The 25757-nt window shown below is 33.8% G+C and carries 20 protein-coding genes; 7 read left to right on the top strand and 13 right to left on the bottom strand.

The annotated features are described in order from the left end of the window. Positions 1 to 94: 94 nt before the first annotated feature. Entirely contained in the window at positions 95 to 457 is a 363-nt protein-coding gene (locus H8R91_RS00650; protein WP_480934887.1) for a phosphatase PAP2 family protein, read from the top strand. Positions 458 to 789: 332 nt separating this feature from the next. Here the strand turns inward: H8R91_RS00650 and H8R91_RS00645 are convergent, their stop codons facing one another. The 3 genes from H8R91_RS00645 to H8R91_RS00635 form a co-directional block, all read right to left on the bottom strand. After that, on the bottom strand, positions 790 to 1815 hold the full coding sequence (locus H8R91_RS00645; RefSeq protein WP_022235201.1) for a branched-chain amino acid aminotransferase: 1026 nt from the start codon (positions 1813 to 1815) through the stop codon (positions 790 to 792). A gap of 283 nt (positions 1816 to 2098) precedes the next feature. Further along, the gene (locus H8R91_RS00640) at positions 2099 to 2407 is read right to left on the bottom strand and encodes an AzlD domain-containing protein (RefSeq protein ID WP_022235200.1); all 309 of its coding nucleotides are present in this window, start codon (positions 2405 to 2407) and stop codon (positions 2099 to 2101) included. Further along, positions 2397 to 3140: an AzlC family ABC transporter permease gene (locus tag H8R91_RS00635; RefSeq protein ID WP_186934476.1), complete on the bottom strand. Its 744-nt coding sequence runs from the start codon at positions 3138 to 3140 to the stop codon at positions 2397 to 2399. Before H8R91_RS00635 ends, H8R91_RS00640 begins: the two co-directional genes overlap by 11 nt. Before the next feature lie 320 nt (positions 3141 to 3460). On the opposite strand from H8R91_RS00635, the gene eno reads away from it, so the two are divergent. Then, complete coding sequence (gene eno, locus H8R91_RS00630) at positions 3461 to 4756, top strand: phosphopyruvate hydratase (RefSeq protein ID WP_022235198.1); 1296 nt, start codon at positions 3461 to 3463, stop codon at positions 4754 to 4756. A gap of 576 nt (positions 4757 to 5332) precedes the next feature. On the opposite strand, the gene H8R91_RS00625 is transcribed toward eno, so the two are convergent. The 3 genes from H8R91_RS00625 to H8R91_RS00615 form a co-directional block, all read right to left on the bottom strand. Continuing rightward, a complete protein-coding gene (locus H8R91_RS00625) occupies positions 5333 to 6445 on the bottom strand; it encodes a 5-methyltetrahydropteroyltriglutamate--homocysteine S-methyltransferase (RefSeq protein WP_186934475.1) in 1113 nt (370 codons plus the stop codon). Positions 6446 to 6571: 126 nt separating this feature from the next. After that, positions 6572 to 7465, bottom strand: coding sequence for a YitT family protein (locus H8R91_RS00620; protein WP_186934474.1), 894 nt, complete (start codon positions 7463 to 7465; stop codon positions 6572 to 6574). 22 nt (positions 7466 to 7487) lie between these two features. Beyond that, positions 7488 to 8387, bottom strand: coding sequence for a LysR family transcriptional regulator (locus H8R91_RS00615; RefSeq protein WP_186934473.1), 900 nt, complete (start codon positions 8385 to 8387; stop codon positions 7488 to 7490). A gap of 306 nt (positions 8388 to 8693) precedes the next feature. Here H8R91_RS00615 and H8R91_RS00610 point away from each other — a divergent pair, with 306 nt between their 5' ends. From H8R91_RS00610 to H8R91_RS00600, 3 genes are all read left to right on the top strand, one after another. Further along, positions 8694 to 10103 (top strand): amidophosphoribosyltransferase, encoded by a 1410-nt coding sequence (locus tag H8R91_RS00610; protein ID WP_186934472.1) that lies wholly within the window; start codon positions 8694 to 8696, stop codon positions 10101 to 10103. A gap of 172 nt (positions 10104 to 10275) precedes the next feature. Continuing rightward, entirely contained in the window at positions 10276 to 10644 is a 369-nt protein-coding gene (locus H8R91_RS00605; protein ID WP_186934471.1) for a transposase, read from the top strand. A 237-nt stretch (positions 10645 to 10881) separates the two neighbouring features. Then, complete coding sequence (locus H8R91_RS00600) at positions 10882 to 11196, top strand: transposase family protein (protein ID WP_186934470.1); 315 nt, start codon at positions 10882 to 10884, stop codon at positions 11194 to 11196. A 463-nt stretch (positions 11197 to 11659) separates the two neighbouring features. Here H8R91_RS00600 and H8R91_RS00595 read toward each other — a convergent pair whose 3' ends face one another. The 4 genes from H8R91_RS00595 to H8R91_RS00580 all read right to left on the bottom strand — a co-directional run bounded on the left by H8R91_RS00595 (position 11660) and on the right by H8R91_RS00580 (position 14918). Beyond that, on the bottom strand, positions 11660 to 13045 hold the full coding sequence (locus tag H8R91_RS00595) for an ATP-dependent nuclease (RefSeq protein ID WP_302187198.1): 1386 nt from the start codon (positions 13043 to 13045) through the stop codon (positions 11660 to 11662). Between the two features lie 18 nt (positions 13046 to 13063). Next, entirely contained in the window at positions 13064 to 13306 is a 243-nt protein-coding gene (locus tag H8R91_RS00590; protein ID WP_186934468.1) for a hypothetical protein, read from the bottom strand. A gap of 27 nt (positions 13307 to 13333) precedes the next feature. Further along, positions 13334 to 13531 carry an AAA family ATPase gene (locus H8R91_RS12360; protein WP_186934467.1) on the bottom strand — a complete coding sequence of 66 codons (198 nt, stop codon included), beginning with the start codon at positions 13529 to 13531 and terminating at the stop codon, positions 13334 to 13336. Between the two features lie 103 nt (positions 13532 to 13634). Beyond that, a complete protein-coding gene (locus tag H8R91_RS00580; protein ID WP_186934466.1) occupies positions 13635 to 14918 on the bottom strand; it encodes an FRG domain-containing protein in 1284 nt (427 codons plus the stop codon). Between the two features lie 212 nt (positions 14919 to 15130). On the opposite strand from H8R91_RS00580, the gene H8R91_RS00575 reads away from it, so the two are divergent. Then, the gene (locus H8R91_RS00575) at positions 15131 to 19264 is read left to right on the top strand and encodes an AAA family ATPase (protein WP_186934465.1); all 4134 of its coding nucleotides are present in this window, start codon (positions 15131 to 15133) and stop codon (positions 19262 to 19264) included. Between the two features lies 1 nt (position 19265). Here H8R91_RS00575 and H8R91_RS12355 read toward each other — a convergent pair whose 3' ends face one another. Further along, positions 19266 to 21785, bottom strand: a complete 2520-nt coding sequence (locus H8R91_RS12355) for a pyridoxal-dependent decarboxylase (protein WP_186934464.1) — start codon at positions 21783 to 21785, stop codon at positions 19266 to 19268. Positions 21786 to 22236: 451 nt separating this feature from the next. On the opposite strand from H8R91_RS12355, the gene H8R91_RS00565 reads away from it, so the two are divergent. After that, complete coding sequence (locus H8R91_RS00565; protein WP_186934463.1) at positions 22237 to 23175, top strand: tyrosine-type recombinase/integrase; 939 nt, start codon at positions 22237 to 22239, stop codon at positions 23173 to 23175. 45 nt (positions 23176 to 23220) lie between these two features. Here the strand turns inward: H8R91_RS00565 and H8R91_RS00560 are convergent, their stop codons facing one another. Further along, positions 23221 to 24084, bottom strand: a complete 864-nt coding sequence (locus H8R91_RS00560; protein WP_186934462.1) for a BRO family protein — start codon at positions 24082 to 24084, stop codon at positions 23221 to 23223. Positions 24085 to 24153: 69 nt separating this feature from the next. Then, on the bottom strand, positions 24154 to 25716 hold the full coding sequence (locus tag H8R91_RS00555) for a recombinase family protein (RefSeq protein ID WP_186934461.1): 1563 nt from the start codon (positions 25714 to 25716) through the stop codon (positions 24154 to 24156). Between the last annotated feature and the right edge of the window lie 41 nt (positions 25717 to 25757).

Raw genomic sequence — 25757 nt, 5'->3', positions numbered from 1 at the left:
TAAAAGAAATAAGCCTTGCAATACCGTATTAAAATTATGCTATAACTTTCTCCCGCTTATAATGTTTGTATCGTATGGCATTCTTATTGTTTTTATGTTTTTTTCCGATATTAAAATTTTTGCAAGAATTACGCTGTCACCGCTTACAGTATTTGCAATAGTTACTTTTTTCAGAAAAATATTTAACAGACCTCGGCCGTACGAAAAATTTGCTACTACATCTGTATTCGGTAAAAACAAGAAAGGCGAAAGTATGCCGAGCCGTCACACCGCCTGTGCCTTTATAATTGCAATGGCATTTATGTATGTAAGTATTCCGCTCGGAATTGCTTATCTTATAATCAGCACTTTGATTATGATTTCAAGAGTCCTTGCCGGGGTGCATTTTATAAGCGATGTCATAGCAGGTATGGCAATCTCACTTCTTTACGGCTATTTTTCATTTTTTATAATTTAAATAACAGAAAAGCAGTTGCAATCCAAATAAGATTACAACTGCTTTTATTATAAGTCTATTATTTTAAATTATGGTTTAGCGGAGTGTCGGTCGGGCATTGAAAATTAGCTAACGCTAAATTATCCTCCCAAAAGCAAAAAAGTTTACTCAATTTTTTCAAAAATTGCGGGTTTGGGCAGCGCCCATAATATCTTCCGATATAACAATTTTTCGGGCGCAAACAGCCAAGCCATAATTATCTCAACCTTTGATAAAACCTCACATACGCAAAAAGTGCCCAAGCAGAATGCTCGGGCACAAATTTTTATAATTATATTTTCGATAATATGTAATTATTCGATTACCTTTATCCAACCCTTAGGAGCTTCAATTCTGCCCATCTGAATACCTGTGAGTGTTTCATAGAGCTTCTTTGTAACAGGGCCCATTTCTTCCATACCGCTTGGAAAACAAATTTCTTTGCCGTGGTCGTTGATTTTGCCAACAGGTGAGATAACAGCCGCTGTACCGCAAAGACCACACTCTGCAAAATCTTTAACCTCGTCAAAGTAAACTTCTCTCTCCTCTACCTCAAGACCGAGATACTCTTTTGCAACATACATAAGGGAACGACGGGTAATAGAAGGAAGAATACTGTTTGACTTAGGAGTAACAACTTTGCCGTCCTTTGTAACGAAGATAAAGTTTGCACCGCCTGTTTCCTCTACCTTTGTACGGGTAGCAGCATCAAGATACATATTCTCGGCAAAACCTTCTTCATGAGCTGTAACAATTGCGTGCAAGCTCATTGCATAGTTAAGACCTGCTTTGATGTGACCTGTACCGTGCGGTGCGGCTCTGTCAAAGTCAGAAACCTTAATTGTGATAGGCTTTGCGCCGCCCTTAAAGTATGGACCTACAGGGGTTGCGAAAAGTCTGAACTGATATTCTGTTGAAGGCTTAACACCGATAACAGGTCCGATACCGAACATATACGGACGGAGATAAAGTGTTGCACCCGAACCGTAAGGAGGTACATAGTCTGCATTAGCCTTTACTACCTTGCAAACTGCGTCTACAAACATATTCTCCGGGAGAACAGGCATTTCAAGTCTTTTGCATGAATCCTGCATTCTTGCTGCATTAAGGTCAGGTCTGAAAACTACGATTTTTCCGTCCTGTGTTGTATAGGCTTTTAAGCCTTCAAAGCAAGTTTGAGCATACTGCAAAACACCGGCACATTCACTCATTGTGACTGTTGCATCGGTTGTCATTGCACCTTCGTCCCACTTGCCGTCTTTATAATTAGCTACAAATCTTTCACCGGTAGGCATATAACCAAAACCGATATTTGCCCAATCAATATTCTGCTTTTCCATGATATATTACTTCCTTTCATAGTAGGCAAATTCTGTTATAAGTATATATTATACTTATTATCGTAATTTGTCAACAATTAAAGTCGGATTATTAGCGTATAAAAGTATATTTTGTACCAATTTTTTAAAATCATAAAATTACAATTCCTTTATCGAATTAAAGCAGTAAAATTTTATAAAACAACTTCCGTTTTCATTAATTTATGCAAAACGAAAAGGTTTGAAATCTATTTACATTTTTTACCAAAATGCAATTTACAAACTTCAAACCTTCATTTTAAATTCAGCAAATTATAAATTCACAAACAAATACAAGTAAGCAACAGATTACCGATACCTTAAACAGTCCTGCATCAAACCAAGCCGCCACAAGACCTGCCGCAAAGGCTATTGCTCCCGCTATCGGACTTTGCGTAGCATTGATAATTGCGGGAAAAGTCATAACCGAAAGCGTTACATACGGCACATAGTAGAGAAATGATTTTACAAATTTATTTGTGAATTGTTTTTTTACAACGGTCAGAGGCAACACTCTGATTAAAAATGTAACACCTGCCATTATAAATATGTAGATATAAGGATTATGCGACATTTTCACTGCCCTCCTCATCTTTTACAGGGAACAGCAAAGCTGCTGCTGCGGATATAATAACAGTTAAAATTATTGTTCTTGTACCCTCTGAAATCTCGCTTATCACAGGCAGATAAGCAAATGCAAGGCTTGCAATAAAGCTGAAAATAACTATTCCCATAAGAGGTTTATTGCCCTTTGTCGGCGGCACGATAATCGCAAGAAACATTCCGAACAGCGCTACGCTTAACGCACTTACAACTCTAAGCGGCAAAACATTACCCGCTATTGTACCGAGCGCCGTACCTAACGCCCAACAAGGTCCTGCAAAGATTATTGCTCCGTATGTGTAATACGGATTTACACTGCCTTTTCTTGATATTGTAATTCCGAAAAATTCATCGGTTATAAAAAAGCCGAGCAACAATCTGTGAATCAGTGAAGTGCCGCTTTTTATTCTCTGACTTAGCGCACAACTCATCAGCAAATATCGTGCATTTGCAATAAGCGTTACTACCGCCATTTCAAAATATGTTGCATCCGCAGCAATAACCGTAAAACCCGAATATTCACCCGCAGACGCATTACATAACAAACTTGCAAGAAAACTTTGAAAAAAGTTAAGTCCTGCATTTTTTGCCGCAATACCTAACGAAAACGACACCGCAAGATAACCGAGTCCAATAGGAACACCGTCACGCAATCCCTCAGCTATAACCTTTCGGTTAGATTTTATTATATTTTTCCTACCCATTTTTTTACTCCGTAACTTTTAATACAAAAACAATCTGTCACATAAAAGACTGTTTTTTACTTTTGTTATAATAAACAGCACTGATTATTATAACATATACAAGAATTAAATTAAACTGTCATTTATTAAAATTTTATAAAATTGTAAAAAAATACTTGATTTTATTTTGAGTGTAGTATATAATGTATTCGGTTAGTTAAAACTAACCTATTGAATAAATCATGTGGACTTCCTATGAATCCTCTACTTCTATTCGCCGGAGGGCACTGCTGACCTTCCGGAAGGAAGTCTGCGAATAAGAAGATAAGGAGATTGTAAAAATGGCTTATTTAGAAATTGAAAAAGTTGTTGGCAGAGAAATTCTTGATTCTCGCGGAAACCCTACTGTAGAAGCAGAGGTTACTCTTATTGACGGTACTGTTTCAAGAGGTACTGCTCCAAGCGGTGCGTCAACAGGTGAGTTCGAGGCTCTTGAGCTTCGTGACGGTGACAAGAGCAGATATCTCGGTAAGGGTGTTTCTAAGGCAGTTGAAAATATTAATACAGTAATTAACGATACTATTACAGGTATGGACGCTTCTGACATTTATGCTGTTGACAAAGCGATGATTGAAGCTGACGGTACAAAAGACAAGTCAAATCTTGGTGCAAATGCTATTCTTGCCGTTTCTATTGCAACTGCAAGAGCAGCAGCTACTGCTCTTGACATTCCGCTTTACAGATTCCTCGGCGGTATTTCAGGCAACAGACTTCCTGTTCCTATGATGAATATTCTTAACGGTGGCGCACACGCTGCAAACACTGTAGATGTTCAGGAGTTTATGATTATGCCTGTAGGCGCTCCAAGCTTTAAGGAATGTTTGCGTTGGTGTGCGGAAGTATTCCATGCACTTGCAGCTTTACTTAAGTCTAAGGGTCTTGCTACCTCTGTAGGTGACGAGGGCGGTTTTGCACCTGACCTTGCAAGCGACGAAGAGGCAATTCAGTATATTCTTGAGGCTGTTAAGAATGCAGGCTATGAGCCGGGTAAGGACTTTATGATTGCTATGGACGCAGCATCTTCCGAGTGGAAGGGCAGCAAGAAGGGCGAGTATGTTCTTCCAAAGGCAGGCACAAAGTTTACTTCTGCAGAGCTTATTGAGCATTGGAAAAAGCTTGTTGAAAAGTATCCGATTATCTCTATTGAAGATGCTCTTGACGAAGAGGACTGGGAAGGCTGGCAACAGCTTACTAAGGAGCTCGGCGACAAAGTTCAGCTCGTTGGTGACGACCTCTTTGTTACAAATACAGAAAGACTTGCAAAGGGCATTGAGCTTGGTTGCGGTAACTCAATTCTTATTAAACTTAACCAGATCGGTTCGGTTTCAGAAACACTTGAGGCAATCAAGATGGCTCACAAGGCAGGCTATACTGCAATTTCTTCACACCGCAGCGGTGAAACAGCAGATACAACAATCGCTGACCTTGCGGTAGCACTTAACACTTGCCAGATTAAAACAGGTGCTCCAAGCCGTTCAGAGCGTGTTGCAAAGTACAATCAGCTTTTAAGAATTGAGGAAGAGCTTGGCGACAGCGCAGTTTATCCACAGATGAAAGCTTTTAATGTTAAAAAGTAAAATTTTTATCTTGCATTAATAGTAATTAAGAGAGAGCAGGTAGCATGCAGCTGTCTGCTCTCTCTGTTTGTGAGGATTATATGGCAAGAATGTTTTGTTATGTTTAATGCCGAAGAAGTATTTTAAATTATGGTTTAGCAAATTGATTTGCCAATCAATTATAAAAGTTTGGTCGACCTTTTCAAAGGTCGTGGGTGTGGGCAAAGCCCACAAATACTTTCCGCTTACGCAATCTAACGATAGCCAAACAGCTACGCTGTTTGGCGGCTTGAAGCCCCTTAAATGCGATAGCAACAAGAAAGCCTTTCGATATATAATAAAAAGTTAATCATTTCTTTTATAAAAGGCTGTCGCCTGTTTTAACAAACTTAGTTTTAGCACGCAAACAGCGTGGCTGTTTGCGCCCGATAAATTGTTGTATCGGAAGATTTTATGGGCGCTGCCCAAACCTGCAATTTTTGAAAAAATTGAGTAAACTTTTTTGCTTTTTGGGAGGATAATTTAGCGTTAGCTAAATTTCAATGCCCGACCGACACTCCGCTAAGCCATAATTTATCTCAACTTTTGATAAAGAATTTACTTCCAAACTTCTTCTGCAATTTCCTTTACAAGTGCGAGTTTAGCCCACTGCTGTTCTTCGGTGAGTTTGTTGCCGATTTCGCATGATGCAAAGCCACACTGCGGACTTAGGTAAAGTCTGTCAAGCGGAATGTATTTGCTTGCTTCTTTAATTCTTTCGATTACTGTCTGCTTGTCCTCAAGTTTCGGTGATTTTGTAGTGATAAGACCGAGAACAACTTTTTTGTTGCCGCTTACATATTTTAAAGGCTCAAAGCCGCCTGAACGCTCATCGTCAAATTCAAGGTAATAAGCGTCAACATTTTCTCTGCCGAACAGTGGCTCTGCAACTGAGTCATATGCACCGCTTGAGAAATATGCGGAATGATAGTTACCTCTGCAAATGTGTGTTGTAATAACCAAATCTTCAGGCTTGCCCTCAATTGCAAGATTATTTACTTTTAAGAGCTTTTCTTTAATATCTTCAAGGTTGTTTTCTTTGCCGTAACGAATTACACTGCCCTCGGCAACGAGTACACCCCAGGTGCAATCGTCAAACTGAATGTTTCTGCAACCTGCGTTATATAAATCGTTAATAACCTTTTTATAACCGTTTGCAATGTCAGTAATAAGCTCGTCATCGGTTGCATAGAATTTTCTTGTTGTTTCAATATTTGCAGGAATAATCATCTGCTGGAAAAACTGAGCAGGTGCAGGAATTGTCTGCTTGGCAACAGTGTTTTCGTCTTCAAAAGTTTTTATAAATTTGTAGTGCTCAACAAACGGGTGGTTGTCAGCCGAGATTTTACCTGTAAGCCATGTATCGTCAATCAACGCAGGTTCGCCGTGGAATGCTACGCCCTTTTCTGTCTTTTTGTGTGCAACACCGTTAAATCCCCACATAAAGTCGAGATGCCATGTTGCTCTGCGAAATTCACCGTCTGTTATAACCTTGTATCCTAATTCTTTCTGCTTTTTTACAAGGTCTGTAATGGCTTTGTTTTCAATTTCTGTAAGTTCTTCTTTTGTTATATTTCTTTTTTCAAAATCTGCTCTGGCTTTTTTTAGATAGTCCGGTCTTAAAAAACTTCCTACATAGTCAAATCTGAATGGTACATTATTTTTACTCATAAATATTGCCTCCTTGTTCATTTGGTAAAAGTATAAGGTAAAAATCAATATTTGTAAAATACATAAAAAGTGCAGTTAGCTATAGCTTTTAGCTATAACCGACTGCACCTGTCGTTAATAAAAATATTAGTCTTTATCGTCGGAATTTGCCGAATAAACATCGGCTATTTCATTTATGGAGATATAGGCTTTCGGGTCAATATCGTGTACAAGTCTTTTCATTTTATCAACTTGAAAACGGTTTATTACAAAGTAAATCATTGTCTTTTTTGAACCTGAATAGTAACCCTTGGCGTCTATCATAGTAATACCGTTTTCAAATGTTTGCGAAAGTTTCTCACAAACAGCATCTGACTTGGTTGTAATAATAAAAGCGCCTTTTGCACGGTCAAAACCCTCTACAAAGAAATCTATCATTTTAACAGCCACGGCATAAGTTACTATGGAATAGAGCGGCAATATCCAACTGCCTATTACTATGCCGCAAATGATATAGAGAATTACATTGTAAATCATAATGAATGTGCCTATGCTTAAGTGAAGTCTTTTTGCAAACATTACGGCGAGAATATCTATTCCGTCCATAGCGCCGCCAAAGCGCATTGCAAGACCGCTGCCGCAACCTGAAATTACACCGCCGAATATTGCGCATAAGAACAGGTCATTGCCCGCAAGGGGAGATATAAAGCTGACATCTATCGGTAAAATATCAGTTATTATCCATGCAACCAAAGAGTAAATGAATACCGTGTAAATTGCATATACGGTAAACTTTAGTCCCTCCCGTTTAAGACCGAGCAGAAACAGAGGAATGTTAAGTAAAATAAGTATAAGTGATAAACTGCACCATTCAGGAGTTTCTTGCGAAATAAGCATTGATGTACCTGAAATTCCGCTGTCGTAAAGTTTTACCGGAGCAAGAAACACAACTACGCCAAAAGCATTTATAATGCCTGCAAGCGTTAAGAACAGGAAATTTACTATTTTTAATTCTTTAAATGTACTGATAAAATTTTTCATTTATGCCTCCTTGTATTAAATATCACTTAATGTATTTGTTCAAGTGATTTAAGAATTTTTTGCAAAGCGGACTTAAAACTAATTTTTTATGACTGATATATCCTATACGCATATCTCCTTCCTTGATTAATGGGATTGAAATAATATTCGAACCGTTAAGACCGCTGTCAATTACTCCGCTGCAAACCGTATAACCGTTAAGACCTATCAATAAATTGAAAAGTGTGGCTCGGTCTGTTACACGAATATTTTTTTTGCGTTCTACAGTGCTGAAAATTTCTTCCGAATAATAAAAAGAGTTATGATTGCCCTGTTCAAAAGAAAGATAAGGGTATTCTGCAAGCTCTTCCATAGTAACGGATTCTTTATTTGCAAGAGGATGATCCGCCGTTACAAAAATATGAGGCTTTGCTATAAAAAGCTCATTAAAGCACAAACCTTTTGATTTAATGATTTTCGTAAGAGCCGCTTCGTTAAAAGCGTTTAAATAAATAATTCCGATTTCGCTTTTCATTGTAGCTACATCGTCAATTATCTCGTAAGTTTGAGTTTCTCTGATTGAGAAGTCATACTCGTTTTGAGGCAACTCTTTAATTAAATCTACAAACGCATTTACAACGAATGCATAATGTTGAGTAGAAACAGAAAAGCGCTGCTTATCCCTTACCGATGTTTTATATGCACTTTCAAGCAGGTTAGCCTGTTCAAGCACCTGTCTTGCATAGCCTAAAAATTGTTCACCCTCGGTAGAAACAGCAACGCCTTTGTTGGTTCTGTTAAATATTGTAATGTTCATTTCTTTTTCAAGTTCACGGATTGCATTGGTCAGGCTCGGCTGTGAAATAAAAAGTTCCTTTGCCGCCTCGCTTATTGTACCTTTTTGAGCAACCGTGATAACATATCTCAGTTGTTGCAGAGTCATATTAATATTCCTTTATTTAAAATTAATGTTTACTGTTTTGATAAGAATTTACTATATTATAACATAAAATATAAATTGTGTAAATCTCTTATTCAAAAATAATTGTGATTCTTTGCGTGAAATATTATATATAATAAACAAATAAGCAAAAAAGTATATATGTTAAAAATCAGTTATGATAACATTACCTTAATTATGACATTTAATTTTATTTTTGTATAGACAACAGCAAGAAATAATAATATAATTAATATTACTGTTATATTAGTTTGCATATGGCAGACAGAATTAAAAAGGAGAAAAGATATGGGCGGATATATGGGAGTAGCAGCCAAAGAGGACTGCGTTTTTGATTTGTATTTTGGTATTGACTATCACTCACACCTCGGCACAAGAAGAGGCGGTATGGTAGTTTACGATGACGAAAAGGGGTTTGACAGATCTATTCATAATATTGAAAATGCACCTTTCAGAACTAAGTTTGATAAAGATATGCAGAGTATGAAAGGCAGACTTGGCATCGGTTGTATTTCCGATTATGAGCCGCAGCCGCTTATGGTGCGTTCACATCACGGTACATACGCTATCACAACCGTAAGTAAAATTAACAATACAGACGAGCTCGTTCAGGAGATTTTCTCAAACGGCAATTCTCATTTTCTTGAAATGAGCGGCGGTGAAATCAACCCTACAGAACTTGTTGCAACACTTATAAATCAGAAAGAAAATCTTATTGACGGTATTAATTACGCACTCGAAAAGGTAGACGGTTCACTTTCACTTTTACTTATGAATCCAAACGGAATTTATTGTGCAAGAGATAAGTACGGCAGAACTCCGATTGCAATAGGTAAAAAAGAAGATGCATTTTGCGCTGCGTTTGAAAGTTTTTCTTATAAAAATCTCGGTTACAGCAACTATAAAGAACTCGGACCCGGTGAAATCGCAGTTATTACAGATCAGAACTGCGTTACACTTAAACAACCGGGTAATGAAATGAAGATATGCACATTCCTTTGGGTTTACTACGGCTACCCTGCAAGCTCATACGAGGGAATGAGCGTTGAGCAGATGCGTTACCTCTGCGGTGCAAAAATGGCAAAGCGAGATAATGTTAAGCCTGATGTTGTTGCAGGTGTGCCGGATTCGGGTATTGCACACGCAGTAGGTTATGCAAATGCTTCCGGTATTCCGTTCTCAAGACCGTTTATTAAATACACTCCTACATGGCCACGATCATTTATGCCGACAATTCAGAGCCAGCGTAATCTTATTGCCAAGATGAAATTGCTTGCAGTTGAAGATTTAATCAGAGATAAGAGCTTGCTTTTAATTGACGATTCAATCGTGCGTGGTACTCAGCTTAGAGAAACCACAGAGTATCTCTTTGAAAGCGGTGCAAAGGAAGTTCATATCAGACCTGCTTGTCCTCCTCTTGTTTACGGATGTAAGTATCTCAATTTCTCACGCTCATCTTCTGAGATGGATCTTATTACAAGACGAGTTATCGAAAGACTTGAAAACGGCAATGTTACCGATGAAGTTTTAAAGGAATACACAAATCCGGATTCCGAAAAATATGAAAAGATGGTTGACGAGATTTGTAAGGAACTCAAGTTTACTTCACTTCGCTTTAACCGCCTTGACGATATGCTTGATTCCTGCGGTATAGATAAATGTAAACTCTGTACTTATTGCTGGAACGGTGAAGAATAAAAATAATCAAAAGTGAGCTGTAAAAAAACAGCCCAAATAAAAAACGACTGCATTCTAACCTAAAGGTAGGAATGCAGTTCAGCCTGTAGAAAAACTCGAAATTCAGATTGATCGAATTTCGAGTTTTTGAAATTTTAGAATAAATTTTAAATAATTCCCTCATCACGGAAAAATGTTAAGAGAGGAAGGCTACAAGCCGAGGATACTTGCTGTTGATGAATTTGCAATCCATAAAGGATATAGTTACGCAACCTGCGTGATGGATCTGGAGCAGGGAGATATCTTATGGGGCAGAAAGGGCAGAGCGATAAAGGATTTTGAAAAGTTCTTTGAAGATGTGCCCTCCGACTCCTTATCGGCAGTCATCGTGGTAGCGATGGACATGAACGCATCTTACAACAAGCTTGTAACAAAGCATTTGTCCAAAGCACGGATTGTATATGATCGGTTTCATATGCAGTCACAATTTGGCAGAGATGTTCTCGGTGTTGTTCGTCTGGATGAAGCTCGCAGGCTTCAACAACAAGATCAAGATTGCTAAACGACTCGGCTACGGTTACCGTGATGATGACTTCTTCTTTACCCTGATTTGCTATCTTTCTATTCCTTCTGTCCGTTCACCATCCCACAAAAAATCGTGATGAACTAAAATAGGCTCTATAATAAATGTTGGGGTAACAAATAGATCCTACAAAAATAATTTTAAAAAAAGTAGAGCATATTTGTCTAAAATCCGTTAAAATAGAATTGACTAGAAACCAGAAACGGAGGAACAAATATGCTTTACAAATATTTTACCGAAAAGCTCTTAGGATTGCAAGATGTTGATATAGAAAAAGTTGAAGAAATTGATAATTCAATCCATATTAACTGCCGATTAAAAAGAAAACCTCACAAATGCCCCTGTTGCGGTAAATTCACTGATAAGGTTCACGATTATCGTGAACAGCCTATAAAGGATATTCCTGCCTTTGGCAAGCACATCTTTATTCATCTTTATAAGCGTCGATATCGTTGCTCCTGTGGCAAGCGGTTTCGTAATTGTATTTTACATATGTTTTCTCACCAAATGCAAGAACAAGCGATAGCTTGATTTACTATCGCTTGTTCATTTCAATTCTTTTTTTTCGGATTTACCCCAACTATTGACATAGAACCTTTCATTTTTCGGATTACCCCAACTATTGACAAAGAACCTATTAAATTAAGCAGATTAGCGAAAGTAATCAGTTTTCTTTACCTTTAACTAAATTTTGTAGCTTTTCAACAGCTTCATCTTTAGTTTCAGAATCCTTTACTATTTGGATAATTGAGTTCATAAGAACATCAAATTGTTTGTCTGTCATATTTTCGAACTCCATATCTTTTCCTTTCCGATAAAACAATTATCACTTCTACCGGAAATAAATTTTGTATATAAGTAATCGAGGCTCATAGAAAAACTATGAGCCTCTTTTGGCTCCCCCAACTGGGCTCGAACCAGTGACATCATGATTAACAGTCATGCGCTCTGGCAAGTGTAGAGGAATAACCACATAAAAACGATTGTATAGGTCTCAAGTATCGTCTGTGTGTGTTTGACATTTTATTGTTTTGCCACAAATAAATATTTTTTCAACAGATTTTCTCCATAATTCAGGTATACTACTCCAGTCTGTCCAATTTTCTTGTATATGTTTATATGCTGCAAATGGTTTATCAGATTTTGGAGCACTATATCCTAAAACATCCTCAATACAATTTTGTAACACAACTAATTTATCATCATCATTTAAGGCATTTCTTATAGGTTCATTAAAACGCTCTGCACCATCGGTTTCAAAGTCACCATCATGTATAACATAAATATCTATTGTCATAGCTTTTAAATATTTAACTAAAGAAATAATTGCAGCTTTACCACGAGCCCTTACTATATGCCAATCCGACAATATTTGATTCTTTAGTTCATCTGGCATTCTGCTTATTGTTTCAGTCAAGACCACTTGTTCAGTGTCACCCTCTACGACCAAAACCTTTTTGACAAAAAAACATCTGGCAATTGACTCATCAATTTTTAAAATAATTTTTATATTCTCTTTTGAATCTTCTTGGAGTTTTATAAATTCATCCGTAACATTAAATGGCATAGATTCAACTACTTCAGCTTTTCCATCTTCCGACATATCATCCTTTATAGTAGTCCATAAACTGTTGAGTACTTGAGATGGCTTTTTGCTAATGTCAATCATATACGGCGAATGTGTTGTACAAACAATTTGATTATTAGCATTTTCAGCCAAATTATATATAGTGTCTCTCATTTTATTAATAGCATTTGGGTGCAAATAAATTTCAGGTTCCTCAAAGCCAATAATTAAAGGTCTTGTTTCAGATTTATTTTTTCGATTATCTCTTAAACTTTTATATCTTAATAATGCAAATACTGTAGATCTGATAAGTCCTGTTCCCTGTAAATTGGCAGGTGTCGCAATATTACTATTCATTTCTATACGGAAAGTTGGCTTTATTACGCTATCTGCATCGCTCAAATTGGCTGATGTTGTAATTCCTGTACCAGGAAAAATTTCCGACACAATATCATTAAGTTCCACAATCATTTTAGAAATTTCGGTACTAGCATCTTCAGGATCCAATTCTCGGCTAAGTTTATCCAGATATTTTTGAGCCTCTTTATAATTCTCCGAAGATTCTCTTATTTCAGAAAATAATTCATTTAAGGTCTTTTGAAGTGTTCCTGATGATCCTGTTATCTCATCCTCCTTATCTTGTGCCGGTATAAGCAAATATTTTGGCAATTTACTCAGTACATTCTGAGGAATACCACCAGGATTTTCTACCCATACTTCTTCCGATTCATCAAATTCATATATTTCATCTACTGAATCAAATAACCTTTTTTCTTTAGTTGCCAACTTTTTATTCTTATCTAATTGTTTTATTTCATCTGTTAAACTATCTTAATTTAAACCATTATCTAAATAATCTTGTACAGTTTTACATTCTTTAAAATTAGTTTTAATCTCCTTTTTAAATTCTTTGGTTTCAATTTTCGCTGCAGATGATCCAAATTTAAAAGTTTTTCTGTATATAAAACTCAGCCCAGTTTGACCAACAACATTATCAGTAGATGGTATTACTCTACCCTTAAATCCCCTCCATAACTTTGCTTCAGTAGGTAAATCACAGAATTCTGCTGTCAAGATAATCTCGTCAGCAATTCGTTTATTCTATCCCTCGGCGGTGGTGCATGAAAAATACTCATTTGGATTTACTTTTGGTTTATTATTTAACAAATAATCAAGAGCATACAAAATACTACTTTTTCCCACATTGTTTTCACCAATTAAAAATGTAGAATCAGAAAAAACAATTGTAGTATCATAATGCTTTCTAAAGCCTTGAATTCTCAGTGAATGTAAATACATTTAGCACTCCCTCTTTCTATAAAACTTTCTAAAAATCAGTAAGAAAAACTATATTATTCATAATTAACATCTGAAGCAAAATAAGCAATAGATATTAGATAATCTATTTATATTTTTCTTTTATATGTTCTGTCACATCTGAAATTTCAGGAAACAGTTGAGCTCTATTAATTGAAAACTTGTCCAGCTGTTTTAAAATTCCCATTTTAGCTTTTTGATCTATTATATAAATCTGAATTTTCGTATGTTTTTTGTATCTGTACTTATTGATTATATTATCTGTTAAATCAAACAATCCACAGATTATAAAAGCACCGTCTTGCTTAACAATTCTATCGTTCTTTTTCTCGGCAAGAACAAAAAAACAGCTTAAAATATCATTTTTTGCTATCTCATCTCTAAATGCAGGCTTTTCCAGTTTTACTTCATGAAGAAGTCTAATTGCTTTACGATTAAAATCATTTATATCAAGAGTTTTATCCTGTGCCCACATGAGCAATTCCTTCTTCATATCAGATTTAAATAGTGGTAAACTAGCTAATATCGAAACCGTATCGCTTTTGGGGTATTTAATTTCATCCGTTTTTACATCAAAAACAATCAATTCACCTTGACTATTAAAATTATCACAACATGCAAAATAAAGTGCTACCAAAGGATTTTTTGTAACATCTAAAAGTCTTGTGGGCAGTCCATAGTGCTGCATTTCCACTAAATAATCAAGATGGGTAAAGCAATTTTTAAATGAATTTGGACACTCTATTACGGTTTCATTGTATAGGTCACATTCATGCTTATACCAACTATTCAAACGCATTACAGAAGGCAATAAAACATAATTTGCATCAGAGTGACCTCTATAATATATACTGTTTCCAGATTTTCCAATTGTTTGTATTATTTTATTTGCTTTATCAAATGAAGTTATTAGATTAATCTCTACTTTAGATATTATGTATATAATAGCCTGAGCAAATGATAATGTGCCTAATTCAAAATAATTGCTAAGTTCACTCAACATTTTTCTGGTAGCATTTTTACGTTCCTCAGAATTACTATAAATTCTATAAATCCAATAAACTATTGCTTTAGATTCAATAACACTCAATTCTGTTTTTTCATTGTAATAAACAGAATTGTTTTCTAAAAAGTTTCTCCAATATTCATTGGCTACATCTAATTTCGGATAGGAATTCTTATAAAGATAAGCAAAAGGTGATTCCATTGCAGACAAAGAAGCATACATCTCACTTTTATTGATTCTTGCAAATATGTATTCAGACATATCACAATAGTAATCCTTTTTCAGCTTATTAATACATACAGTTTCAAATGCTTTTTTAATAATTTGGTTTTCTGCAAAATTGTTAGAAAAGAAAAACGCCATAAAACAATCTCCTTTAAAAAATAAAAACATATTTATAACGAATCTCATATCACACTTTACATGATTATGAGATTTTTGTTAATCTTCACCATAATCGCTATGATTGTGTTTTTTTAATTTAATACAATAATTTTTCCTCTCTCCCTACACATCTCCGACAAATGAAGGATAACTATTAATTATATGTCATTGATTTGTAGGGGGGATATTATTTGGAAATAAACAAAATGAATGGGGTATTTCATAGATTATATTATGCACTTACAGAATACAAAAGGAAAGGAGAAACAACATTAATTTTAGGAGCAGGTTGTTCTCTTTCCTCTACAATAAAGGATGTTTCAACAATAGGTATAATGAAAGAATCATTGTACGAACATAATATTGCAATTGATGATGAAAAGAATTGGGAAGATATATATAGTAATTTTATTAATGTTGTGTGGAGTGGTAAAACTGAAAGGGAACAAAGAGAATTATTAAACAAAAGATTTGAAGGTATGACACCAACTAATGCTCATAAATGCCTTAAGAATCTTATTGAAGCAGGGTATATAAATAACATTATAACCACAAACTTTGATTTGTTAATTGAAACAGTCTGTGAAGATATGTCTTATTTAAAGCGTACTGGAGATATGGGTTATTCTAAACATGGTAACGCTGAACCAAAATTTAATTTATTAAAAGTACATGGAGATTTAGATTCAGGAATATTAAGGTTTTCTCCTGCCGAATTAATGAAGTTATCTCCGGATTTGTCAAATGATATAAATAAAAAAACTCAGGGATTAACTATATTTATAGGATATAGAGGACAAGATGTAGGCTTAATGAATTCGATAAATTGTAATTCCTCATCATCAATGTTTTGGATTGATATTTCAGGACCATATAATCAGAATTCTTATGAAGCACAAAAAATTATTAATTTATTATCAGCACGAGAATCTTTAGAAAATGTTCTCAGCGGTAAAAAGTTTGGAGATTTTAACAACATATTACCGGAATTAAATTCTATCTTGGTTTTAGAAAATCATAAAAGCATTATTAATGCACAAAAGAAACACTTAATCAGCGGGTGGCAAGATACATCAATATTAGATGTGTTATCAATTAATTCAAGGTTTTATGATTTATTTTTAGGTATTTTATATTGCTCAAAAATAATTAGTGATTCACATCAATGTGATGTTCAGTTATATTCTTCTTGTTTACAAGCATATTTATATGTTTTCAAGAAGAAGTTATTGCCTTCAAAGTTGGTTAATATACCTAATAATGAAGTTGACGCACTGATACTTGGAGTTGCGTTTGAAATAGTTATAAGAGCTTTTTGCTTAAACATAACAACTTCGGATTATGCAAATAAGTTAAATGATACCTTTATTAAAGAAATAGATAGCAACATACTATTTGATTCAACCTTTTGGGATATAATAAAAGACATAATTTCGTTAAAAGAATCGAGTGTGATAAATCAAATAAAGTTAAATTTTAAAAATGAACATTTAAAAATTGAATCAATAAATATACCATTTACTGATTTAAGTAATGTAATGCGGATAATTAAAATCTTATCTGCTGTTACTTTTCCTTACACAAAAAATGTGAAATATAAAGTATTTTATGGAAAAGAAGAATCATTGAGATGCTTTAATAATAAAATACATATAGACCTTGGCGAAATCGAAACAGATGAAAAAAGCTTCATTAATGATTCTTTAGTCAAGGGACTGCCATTTTACCAAACTTGTATAGTTGATAATCAAGTAAATATAATTTCAAAATGGCTTGATATAAAATTCAGCGTGAAGGATGATGATTTTATTAGCAAAGATTCAATATATATTTTCTGTTTGAAGCAATGTGATAAAACGACAAAAGAGTTTTTAAATCTAAATAATATATGTAACCAAAAGTATATAGAGCTGAGACTAGACAACGATATTAATGATTTTATATTCTCTGATAAAACGGCTATATTTATTACCGGGTCAAGCGGCTCAGGAAAAACATCAGCTGTCAGAAACTTTATGCTTAAAAATAAAGAATTACATTTTTCAATAGTTTCTTCAAAAGTCAACCAAACCGATTATTTGGATTTATCTGCTTTTTTGGGAATTGAAATTGACGCAAGTGAGGAAGAATCAGTAATTAATACCTTAAATAAAGCATTAAAAATAAATAACTCAAGAATCATTTTAATAATTGATGGAATAAATGAACTGAATTTTGAATCCCAAAAACAGTATTATTTAAAAATCAATGATCTTGCCAGAAAAATATATAACCTCAAATGTAATAATATAAAAATAATTGTTACCTGTAGAGAACATGCATATTTACAGTATAAAGATACAACAGGAGTAAATTTAAATTACTTATATTTCTATAGGAATGATAAATCGGAATTCGGAATAGTTCAGAATCAAGATGCAAACTATAAAGTAAAACCGTTTAATGATAATGAATTTAGCGCATTACTAAAATGTTATTTTTCAGATGACAAAATAATAGATGCTATTAAGAATATCAAAATACAAAATATGACTCCTTTTTATTTTGCAATAATTGACGAGTATTTACAAACTTATAGTATCGAAAGTTTAGATTTCAATAACAACAATTTGCTTTTTGAGGTTCTTTCAAAAACAATGTTTGGAAGATTAACAAAAACAAATCAATTATTTGCCAAAAAAATTATTTTTACATATTTTGATTTGATTATTAATTGCAATTTATTGTATGTAACAAAATATATGATAGAAAACGCATTATTATCAGACGGTAATATGAATGAATCCGCTTATTATATTGATGTGTTTAATGCTCTTGTTGATGTAAATATACTTGCAACAGATTTTTCCAAACATAATAATATTAAATTTAGTCATGATAAGATTGAAGAATTCTTTTTTGAAAAATACCTTGAAGAATACATTGTTATTAATAACGAAACACTTGAAAAAGTATTACATTTATGTAAAATAAATCTTATTTACAAAGAAGGATTCGTACAATTCCTGATAAACGAAGCAAACGAGAATCTTGGAGTGTTCAAAAAAATTTTAACTGATAATTATTCCGGTAATATGGACATTTTGCCCAAGCTGACTATCGAAGCGGTTTCGCACTTTAACAGCTTGGAATCTGATTTAAAATACCTTTTACATGATAGAGATTATAATGATAGCAAAGCTTTAATCAATATAATTATTTCCGGCATGGAAGAAATCTTAATATCATATTCTTTATATACATATGATTTGATAAACATTATCGATATAATATTATGCATTCGAAGCAAAGTAATTGATAACGATGTTAAATCATATATGTATTATTTTAAGTCAAGATTACTTTATTTTAATAATGATTATGATGGGGCACTTGAATATACAGATAAATCAATAAGAACAATTAATCCTAATAATCTTTCGTTTTCCACAAATCTTAATATGAATAAAGCTGTTATTCTAATGGAAATAGGACATAGTAGTGATAGCATAACTATTTTGCAATCCGAATTTGATAAATATAATAATGACTATGATATAAGAAATAAAATAAGAATTGGAATTGAATTGGGAAGGGTGCTTAATCACAATGGAAAGATTAAGGAACCGTTAGAACTTTATGATGAACTTCTAACGTATAAAGAACAAATAACCGAACCATATATACTTGCAAGAATTTGTGAACAAAAAGGAAACAGCCTCAATAAAATAATGTTTGAAAAATTGCATTATGGGTTTGTTTCAATCAGCAATATTGAGAAAGACTGCTTGATTGACGTGAAAAAGTTATTCAGTGAGGCAATAAATCTTTATGAAGACGCAATGAATTTACTTATTAAGGAAAATGAGGTGTTTTGTTATAGTGGAGTTGTACCCGAAAAGATTAATACTTATGTAAGTTACTCTATGTCTGTTAACGAAACAGGTATGGATGAGTGTAAAACTCTGATAAAAAAAGTTGATAAACTTTTTGAAGACATTACAACACCATACAAAACAGATTTTAATTTAGCCAAAGCTTATTATTATGAGTATTTGGGAAATATTGATAAAGCCATAGAATGTATGGAGTGTGCTCTTGAAAACTCGCTAGATCTAAAAAATCAGAACAAAGAGGCAAAAAGCAATCTGTTTTATGCACAATTTGCGTATAGGAGAATATTAAAATTGCAGCAAGATAAAAATGAAATGGCAAAGTGGAAGTCATTGGGATTAGAGTGTATTGATAAAGCTTTAAGGTATTATATGCATTACACCATTAATAACGATAATTATAATATAAGGCTTTGCAATAATTTGACAGCACTATTTAATGATTTGATTTGACTTATCTTGGAACATTATCCGGGGCAGATTTAAAATTAAAATTGCTTCCCTTAATATATTCTTTATCAAATTCCTCTTTTATCTTTAAAATCTCTTTTGCTATTTTCCCGGCAACTTTTCCGTTAATATTCATTGTCATAGGTAAAAGCGAAATAATAGTAATTATATTACCTTCAAAGTTATATTTAGGTAAATAACGAACGCAAATATTAACAGCGCCATTTCTTTTTAAATATTCAGTAAATTGATATATATATTCATTATTTTCGTTTAGCAAATCTTCTGAATTTATTATATCGGAGAATTTATAGCATCTTAATTCAGGCGATTGTAACCATATCAAAGTTGCAAAACCGTATGTATCATATTTTCTCAAAACAATTATTTTTTCTTTTTCGAAAGTGTCAGACAACGTTTCTGCTACCTTCAACATATTAGCAATGTAGGCTTGAAAACCTGATATACCAACACTTTGCAAAACATTCCAAGCAGAGATTATGCCGGTTGTACAACGAGAATTTGTAAATGTATGATAACATGAATCTTTTCTGATTTCGCCATTCTTACTATTTATACTAAACAATTCATTTCCGTTTTTGGCTATAAACAAGCTCGTGGCATAAGGTGAAAACCCTCCTTTATGAAAATCAAATCCAAAACCGTCAGCAAGTTTTGCATTTATTAAGATATCTGAAATGTGTTTTATTCTATTTTTTAAAGAACTCTCTAACTTTAACGGATTTATATGAAAATTATATGACTTAAAGAAAAGCCAAGGCCAGCATACAACCATATCATAATAGATATATGGGGAATCTGATAAGTTATATTTTTTAACATAAGAAGTGATTATACTATTCACAGTATTAATGTTTTCAACTGCTGAGTGCATTGTGTTTCCTCCCGAAACAATAACACATGCGATTGGGATATTATTTTCAATGCATGTTGATATACATTTCTCAAATTCGCCATAATCCATTTCCTGAGAAGCTGTCAATGGAATGCGAATACAATCTTCTATACCTAATTGATAGCAAACATCTTCAATGGAAAAATGATTGGCACATGAGGTTATAACTATAGGAGATTTTTTAGACTTAAATTCTCTTTGGCATCGGTTTAATCCACATTTCACAGCATATGTAATACATATTTTTCCACCTGATGTAAAAACACCTGCTGATTTTGACGAATCAATATCAAGTAAGTTGGATAACTGCCTAATAATTTGTTTTTCCATTTTAAGATATCCAGCTGATGTCCTGTCTATCATGCCGTTAGGATTATAAATATTTGTTATTGTTGATGCAGCTACTGTATTCATCATTGTTGGTGGGCATATATTATAAAAAGAAAGCGGTGAATTCCATCTTATTTGCCCGTTAAGTATTTGCAATGATTCCCTTAATACATCGTTTGGGTTTCTTGGTGCCTGAGGGATTTCCTCATAAGAAGACAGATACATATCATAATCAAAATCAATATCGCCTAAACAATATGAATTAATTTTACATTTTGGTGTGTTTTCAATATGCTCTTCAATCATTTTTATGAATTCATACTTATTGCTGTCATCTGAATTTAAAAAGCTATATTTTAAGTCATTACAAATATCATTATAATCAAAATCAATCCCACACTTTTGTTTGATTTTTAGTGGTAAAATTAACAAAACTATGTTGTGTGACAGTTTTTTAGACAATTCACATATGATATTTGAGTCAATACAATTTTTGAAAGAAGAAACTAGAATATATAAATTAATAATGTCTTTAGTGTCTAATCTATAGTTTAAATGCATTACATTTGTTATTTCTTTGTTTGTTAATTTATCAGAATTGATACTTAACAGAAAATATTGATCCCCTCTTTTTGCAAACTTAAAGCCTGCAAAATCTTTAAATTTATATTTACTAAATAATTTTATGGATATTTCTTTAAGATATGCTAATTCATCAGCAGTTGAATCAGATGATGCAAAAATAAAATTAGGAATATTTCCGATTAATACAGTATCAAATAATTTAACAAATGAATAATTTTTATATACTATTAATTCATCAATTTTGTCAGAGAAAAGAGTATCAATAATTTTATTTAATTCATTGATTGAGTTTAATAAATAATTCACTTCAGAATCACTTTCTATAAAAATCGGAAAATCTGTTTTAGAAAGGGATTGGATGTTTTTATAGTAATTATATTTTGTCCAAATCTCACTCGGCAAACGAAGTTCCGTTTGCATAATGAAAGCAGGTTTTTCATTTACAAGCAAATACTTAAGATAATTATTACCAAAATACTTCAGACCATAGGAATCTAATACTTTTAATATATTATAAGTATTATTGCCTTTATTAATTGCTTGTAATGGGATAATACAGTCAAAATCTGTTTTTAGAATTGTTTCCTCTAATATTCTTTTACTTGGTGAATTCAAAACTATATATTCAATATCTACGGTATTATCCATTTCAATTTTAGCATTATTTGAGATAATCAATACTTTATACTTCACAATTATCTTTTCCCCTTTCAGCCATAATTAATAGTTATCCTCTATTCATTATCTTTAGCCAAAGTCAAAATACATTTTTGCCAATGAGAAAGAACTACACATCTTACATTCAACGAATGCATATCTGAGTAACACTTATGCAAGTAAATCACATCATGAGAAAATGTAGTATTAAGCCTTAACTAAATCTATATTTCGGGTATGTAATATAAAAGCATTTATAATTACACTTTATGGTGTCAATTATAACATAATTCGACAAACATTAAAATAACTTTTGCGTAAATCAGTTATAAAATTTCACATAGTGTTTTTATGCATTTTGTATAATACAATTTTGTTTATTGCTCAATAAATAAAATTTTTAGGCAAAATAAATATAGATATTTGAATAGACTTTCTTTATTTTCCGTTGCATAATAATTTTATTAAAGATAAGGAGCTATATGCGATGGAAATAAAAAATGTACAAGCAAATAATCTAACAACTGATTATCTAAACTTTTGCCTTTCAAGAAAAAATCTTGATCAGAAAACGATAAAATCATACACTATTGATTTAAGGCAGTATTTTGAATTCACTATGGAATCTGCTATTGAATGGACAAACAAAAAATCCATTGAGCAATACATTGATTTACTGCATTGCAAGTACAAACCTAAGAGTGTTAAACGAAAAATCGCTTCGCTAAAAGCATTTTTTCACTATCTTGAAATTGAGGAACTTATTGATATTAATCCTTTTCATAAGATACAAATCAAGTATAAAGAACCCTTTATTCTCCCAAAAACTATTCCCATAAATAATATTGAGCAAATTATTAGGTTTGCTTATCTACAACTTACCAAAGCTAAAACTGACTATACTAAGAAAGTTGCTCTGCGGAATGCACTCATACTTGAGTTACTGTTTGCCACCGGAATGAGGATTTCAGAATTATGCACACTCACGACTGAACAAATTGATTTTAATGATTACATAATCAAAATTTACGGAAAGGGCTCAAAAGAACGCCTGATTCAAATCTGCAATCAAAATGTTCAGGAGTTGCTCAAAAAGTATAATCAATCATTTAAATTTGAAATAGCAAACAACAAATTTTTCTTTATAAATAGACTCGGCAACCGTCTATCTGAACAATCTGTTCGTAATATGATTACCAACTATGCAATCGGTGCAGAAGTGCCGCTGCACATTACTCCGCATATGTTTCGTCATTCTTTTGCAACTCTCCTGCTGGAAGAGGACGTTGACATCAGATATATTCAGCAAATGCTCGGTCACAGTTCTATTACAACAACACAGATTTACACACACACGAGCATCAACAAACAGAAAAATATTCTTTCAGCCAAACACCCAAGAAACAAACTTGAAATTGGGATATAATAAAAGCCCTGCGAGTTTTTTAACTCACAAGGCAATCAGAATACTTTATTCATTTTTATCGAAATCATTTTCTATAACATCAGAAATGAGATTTGAGTAATCAACTGCATTTTGGAGAGAAATTACAGGTTTTCCTGTTCTTTCCTCAATATCCTTTCGAGCATTTCCGGCGACTTCTCCGCCCTCTTTTGCAACACTTCTGTTTTCAGAAAAAGACTGAGGATTTTTCTCTTTGGAAATCTCAGTTGTAGTAGCTTCTGCCAACATATTTAGTACCAACTCAAGCGTACTCATATTATCTCTCAGGTTTTCCTTTTTCAATCCTTTGAGATTTTTATACTGGCGGGTTGTCATTCCTGACCACGCTTTTGTGATTTCATCAGTCAGAATTGCATATTCTACACCCTGCTTTACACCACGAGAATCCCATTCATCAGTAAGCTCTTTTCTTACCTGTATAGCTTGAAGTCTTTGATTTATCCACTCCCTGCTATACCCTTTTTTCAGATAAGTTTCAAGGGCTCTCTCTATGGTAAGTTCAGGGTCTATGGTTTCATCAATTCTCTCTCTACCTACTTCTGCAAGCCACATTTTGAAAGGTTCTGCTTTTGGCGACGGGATTGACTGTATTAATCTTAAAAGCTGTTCTGTATTTGCAACATCTGTTTTGTAATTTTTACCATCCTTAGGAGATTGCATTTTCAGTTGTACGATATTTTCGTACAACTGGTTTGCTCCTTCAGCTTTAAGCTTTCGCTTAAGATCGCTCCAGTAACGACGAGGTTCGTTACTGTCAGTCAGAACTGAAATTACATCAACTATAGAAAAATACCATTCTTCTTCCGACTCATTCCACGCAGTACGAATCTTTTTATCTTCAAAAATTTGTATCTTATTTTCTTCGCTCATATATATTCACCCACTTCTAAGCTGAAAATATTATAGCAGAATAAATTTGTAAATTCAATCTATAAGTCTTTATAGAGATAAGAATTGTTCATAATTAAGGTCGAATATAATCTCTAATTCATAACCTCTGGCTACTTTCACTTCTCTTATGAGCTGACAGGCTATCATTTTCTTCTGCTCCATTGTTGAGTTGTCAAATTCGTCTGCCCATGTTCTGAACTGTGAATAATAAAAATCAAGCTTGCCCATCGCATTTTGCTGATTGGCAAGCTTGAACTTTATATCACTTAATTCAAATTCTTTTTTATGGAGTAAATCGTTTGTATTGTCAATAGAAGCTGACAGTATGTCTGGAGTAAAGCGGCTTTTGCCGAGTAAAGAGCGTCCTATTTCGGCAGACAATTCAACCACCTGTCTTTTCAGCTTTTCAATCTCTTTTTCAAGCTTTGTCTGCTTTCTCCTATACTCCGATATTTCGGATTTGTAGCGTTTTTCCAGTGCTATATCTTTTGGCGTTGATTTGATTTTGGCGAGATAATCTCTCAATGTTGCAAGTACAGCACCGTCAATTCTGTGTGCTACATAAGCCGACTGCCCGTCACATGCACCTCTTTTCATCGCTTTATTGGTACATATATACCTCTGTCTGCGAACTCTGTACTGACTGCCGTCTGCCCTGTCGTATCGGTCGATATAGCTTGTTGATACCATCTTCTGACCGCAATGAGCGCAATAGATATTTCCGGAAAGTAATGTACTGCCTTTCGTAGTTCTTGCAATTTGTTTCTTCTCTTCATTTTTGTTAGAACGCTGACTTAATATAAATTGTGCTTGTTCATATACATTTTCATCAATGATGTGAAGTCTTTCTATGTATGGGGATTCAACACCGCCTGATACAAGATAACCGCAGTACAGCCTGTTCTTTAGAATACGATTAACCGTATTACATTGAAACTTGCTGTTATTATGGGTTCTGATTCCGTGACTGTTCAGATAGTCAGCCATTCGATATGAGCCGTAACCCTCTTTAACTGTCATCTCAAATATCTTCTTGACTATCGGAGCTTCATCATCGTCAACGACTATGTCCATAAGCTCTTTTCCCTTTTTGTTGATTTCACCGCTTTTTATAAGTTTGTAACCGAATGGTGCAACACCTCCGGTAAATTTGCCGTCTAACGTCATTTGGTTAAGGCGAGTTTTAACACGTGCTGACGTTTTCTGACTCTCACCGTTGGCTTGCCAAAATCGTATGTAATTCATAAGCTTATCCACATGATTATCCATACGCTGTTCGCCCTCATTGACGCTCCATACCTCTATGCCGTGCTTTATAAACCATTCGACGACGAACGGAGTTTCGTCATCAATTCTGCCTATTCTGTCAAACATAAAGACAAGAAGTACATCGAATTCTTTCTTTTCTGCGGCGGTTTTCAAATCCTGAATAGCATCTCGGTCGCTTGCCGAAACCTTGAATCCCGACACGCCTTTCTCCTGAAACTCTTTCAGAATGGTCCAACCGTTACGTTCAGCAAATTCTCTGCACGAGGTTTTCTGCATTGGAATATCATCTTTATCAACCTGACCTTTGGTTGATACTCTGTACAAGCAATATACTCTTTTCATTTTATCACCCATTCATACGATTTTTGCAAACCAACAATACT

The organism is Ruminococcus intestinalis, from assembly GCF_014288065.1.
Classification (GTDB): Bacteria; Bacillota; Clostridia; order Oscillospirales; family Acutalibacteraceae; genus Ruminococcoides; species Ruminococcoides intestinale_A.
Note: the sequence above shows the minus strand (reverse complement) of the source record. Positions and strands in the feature narration are given on the sequence as shown.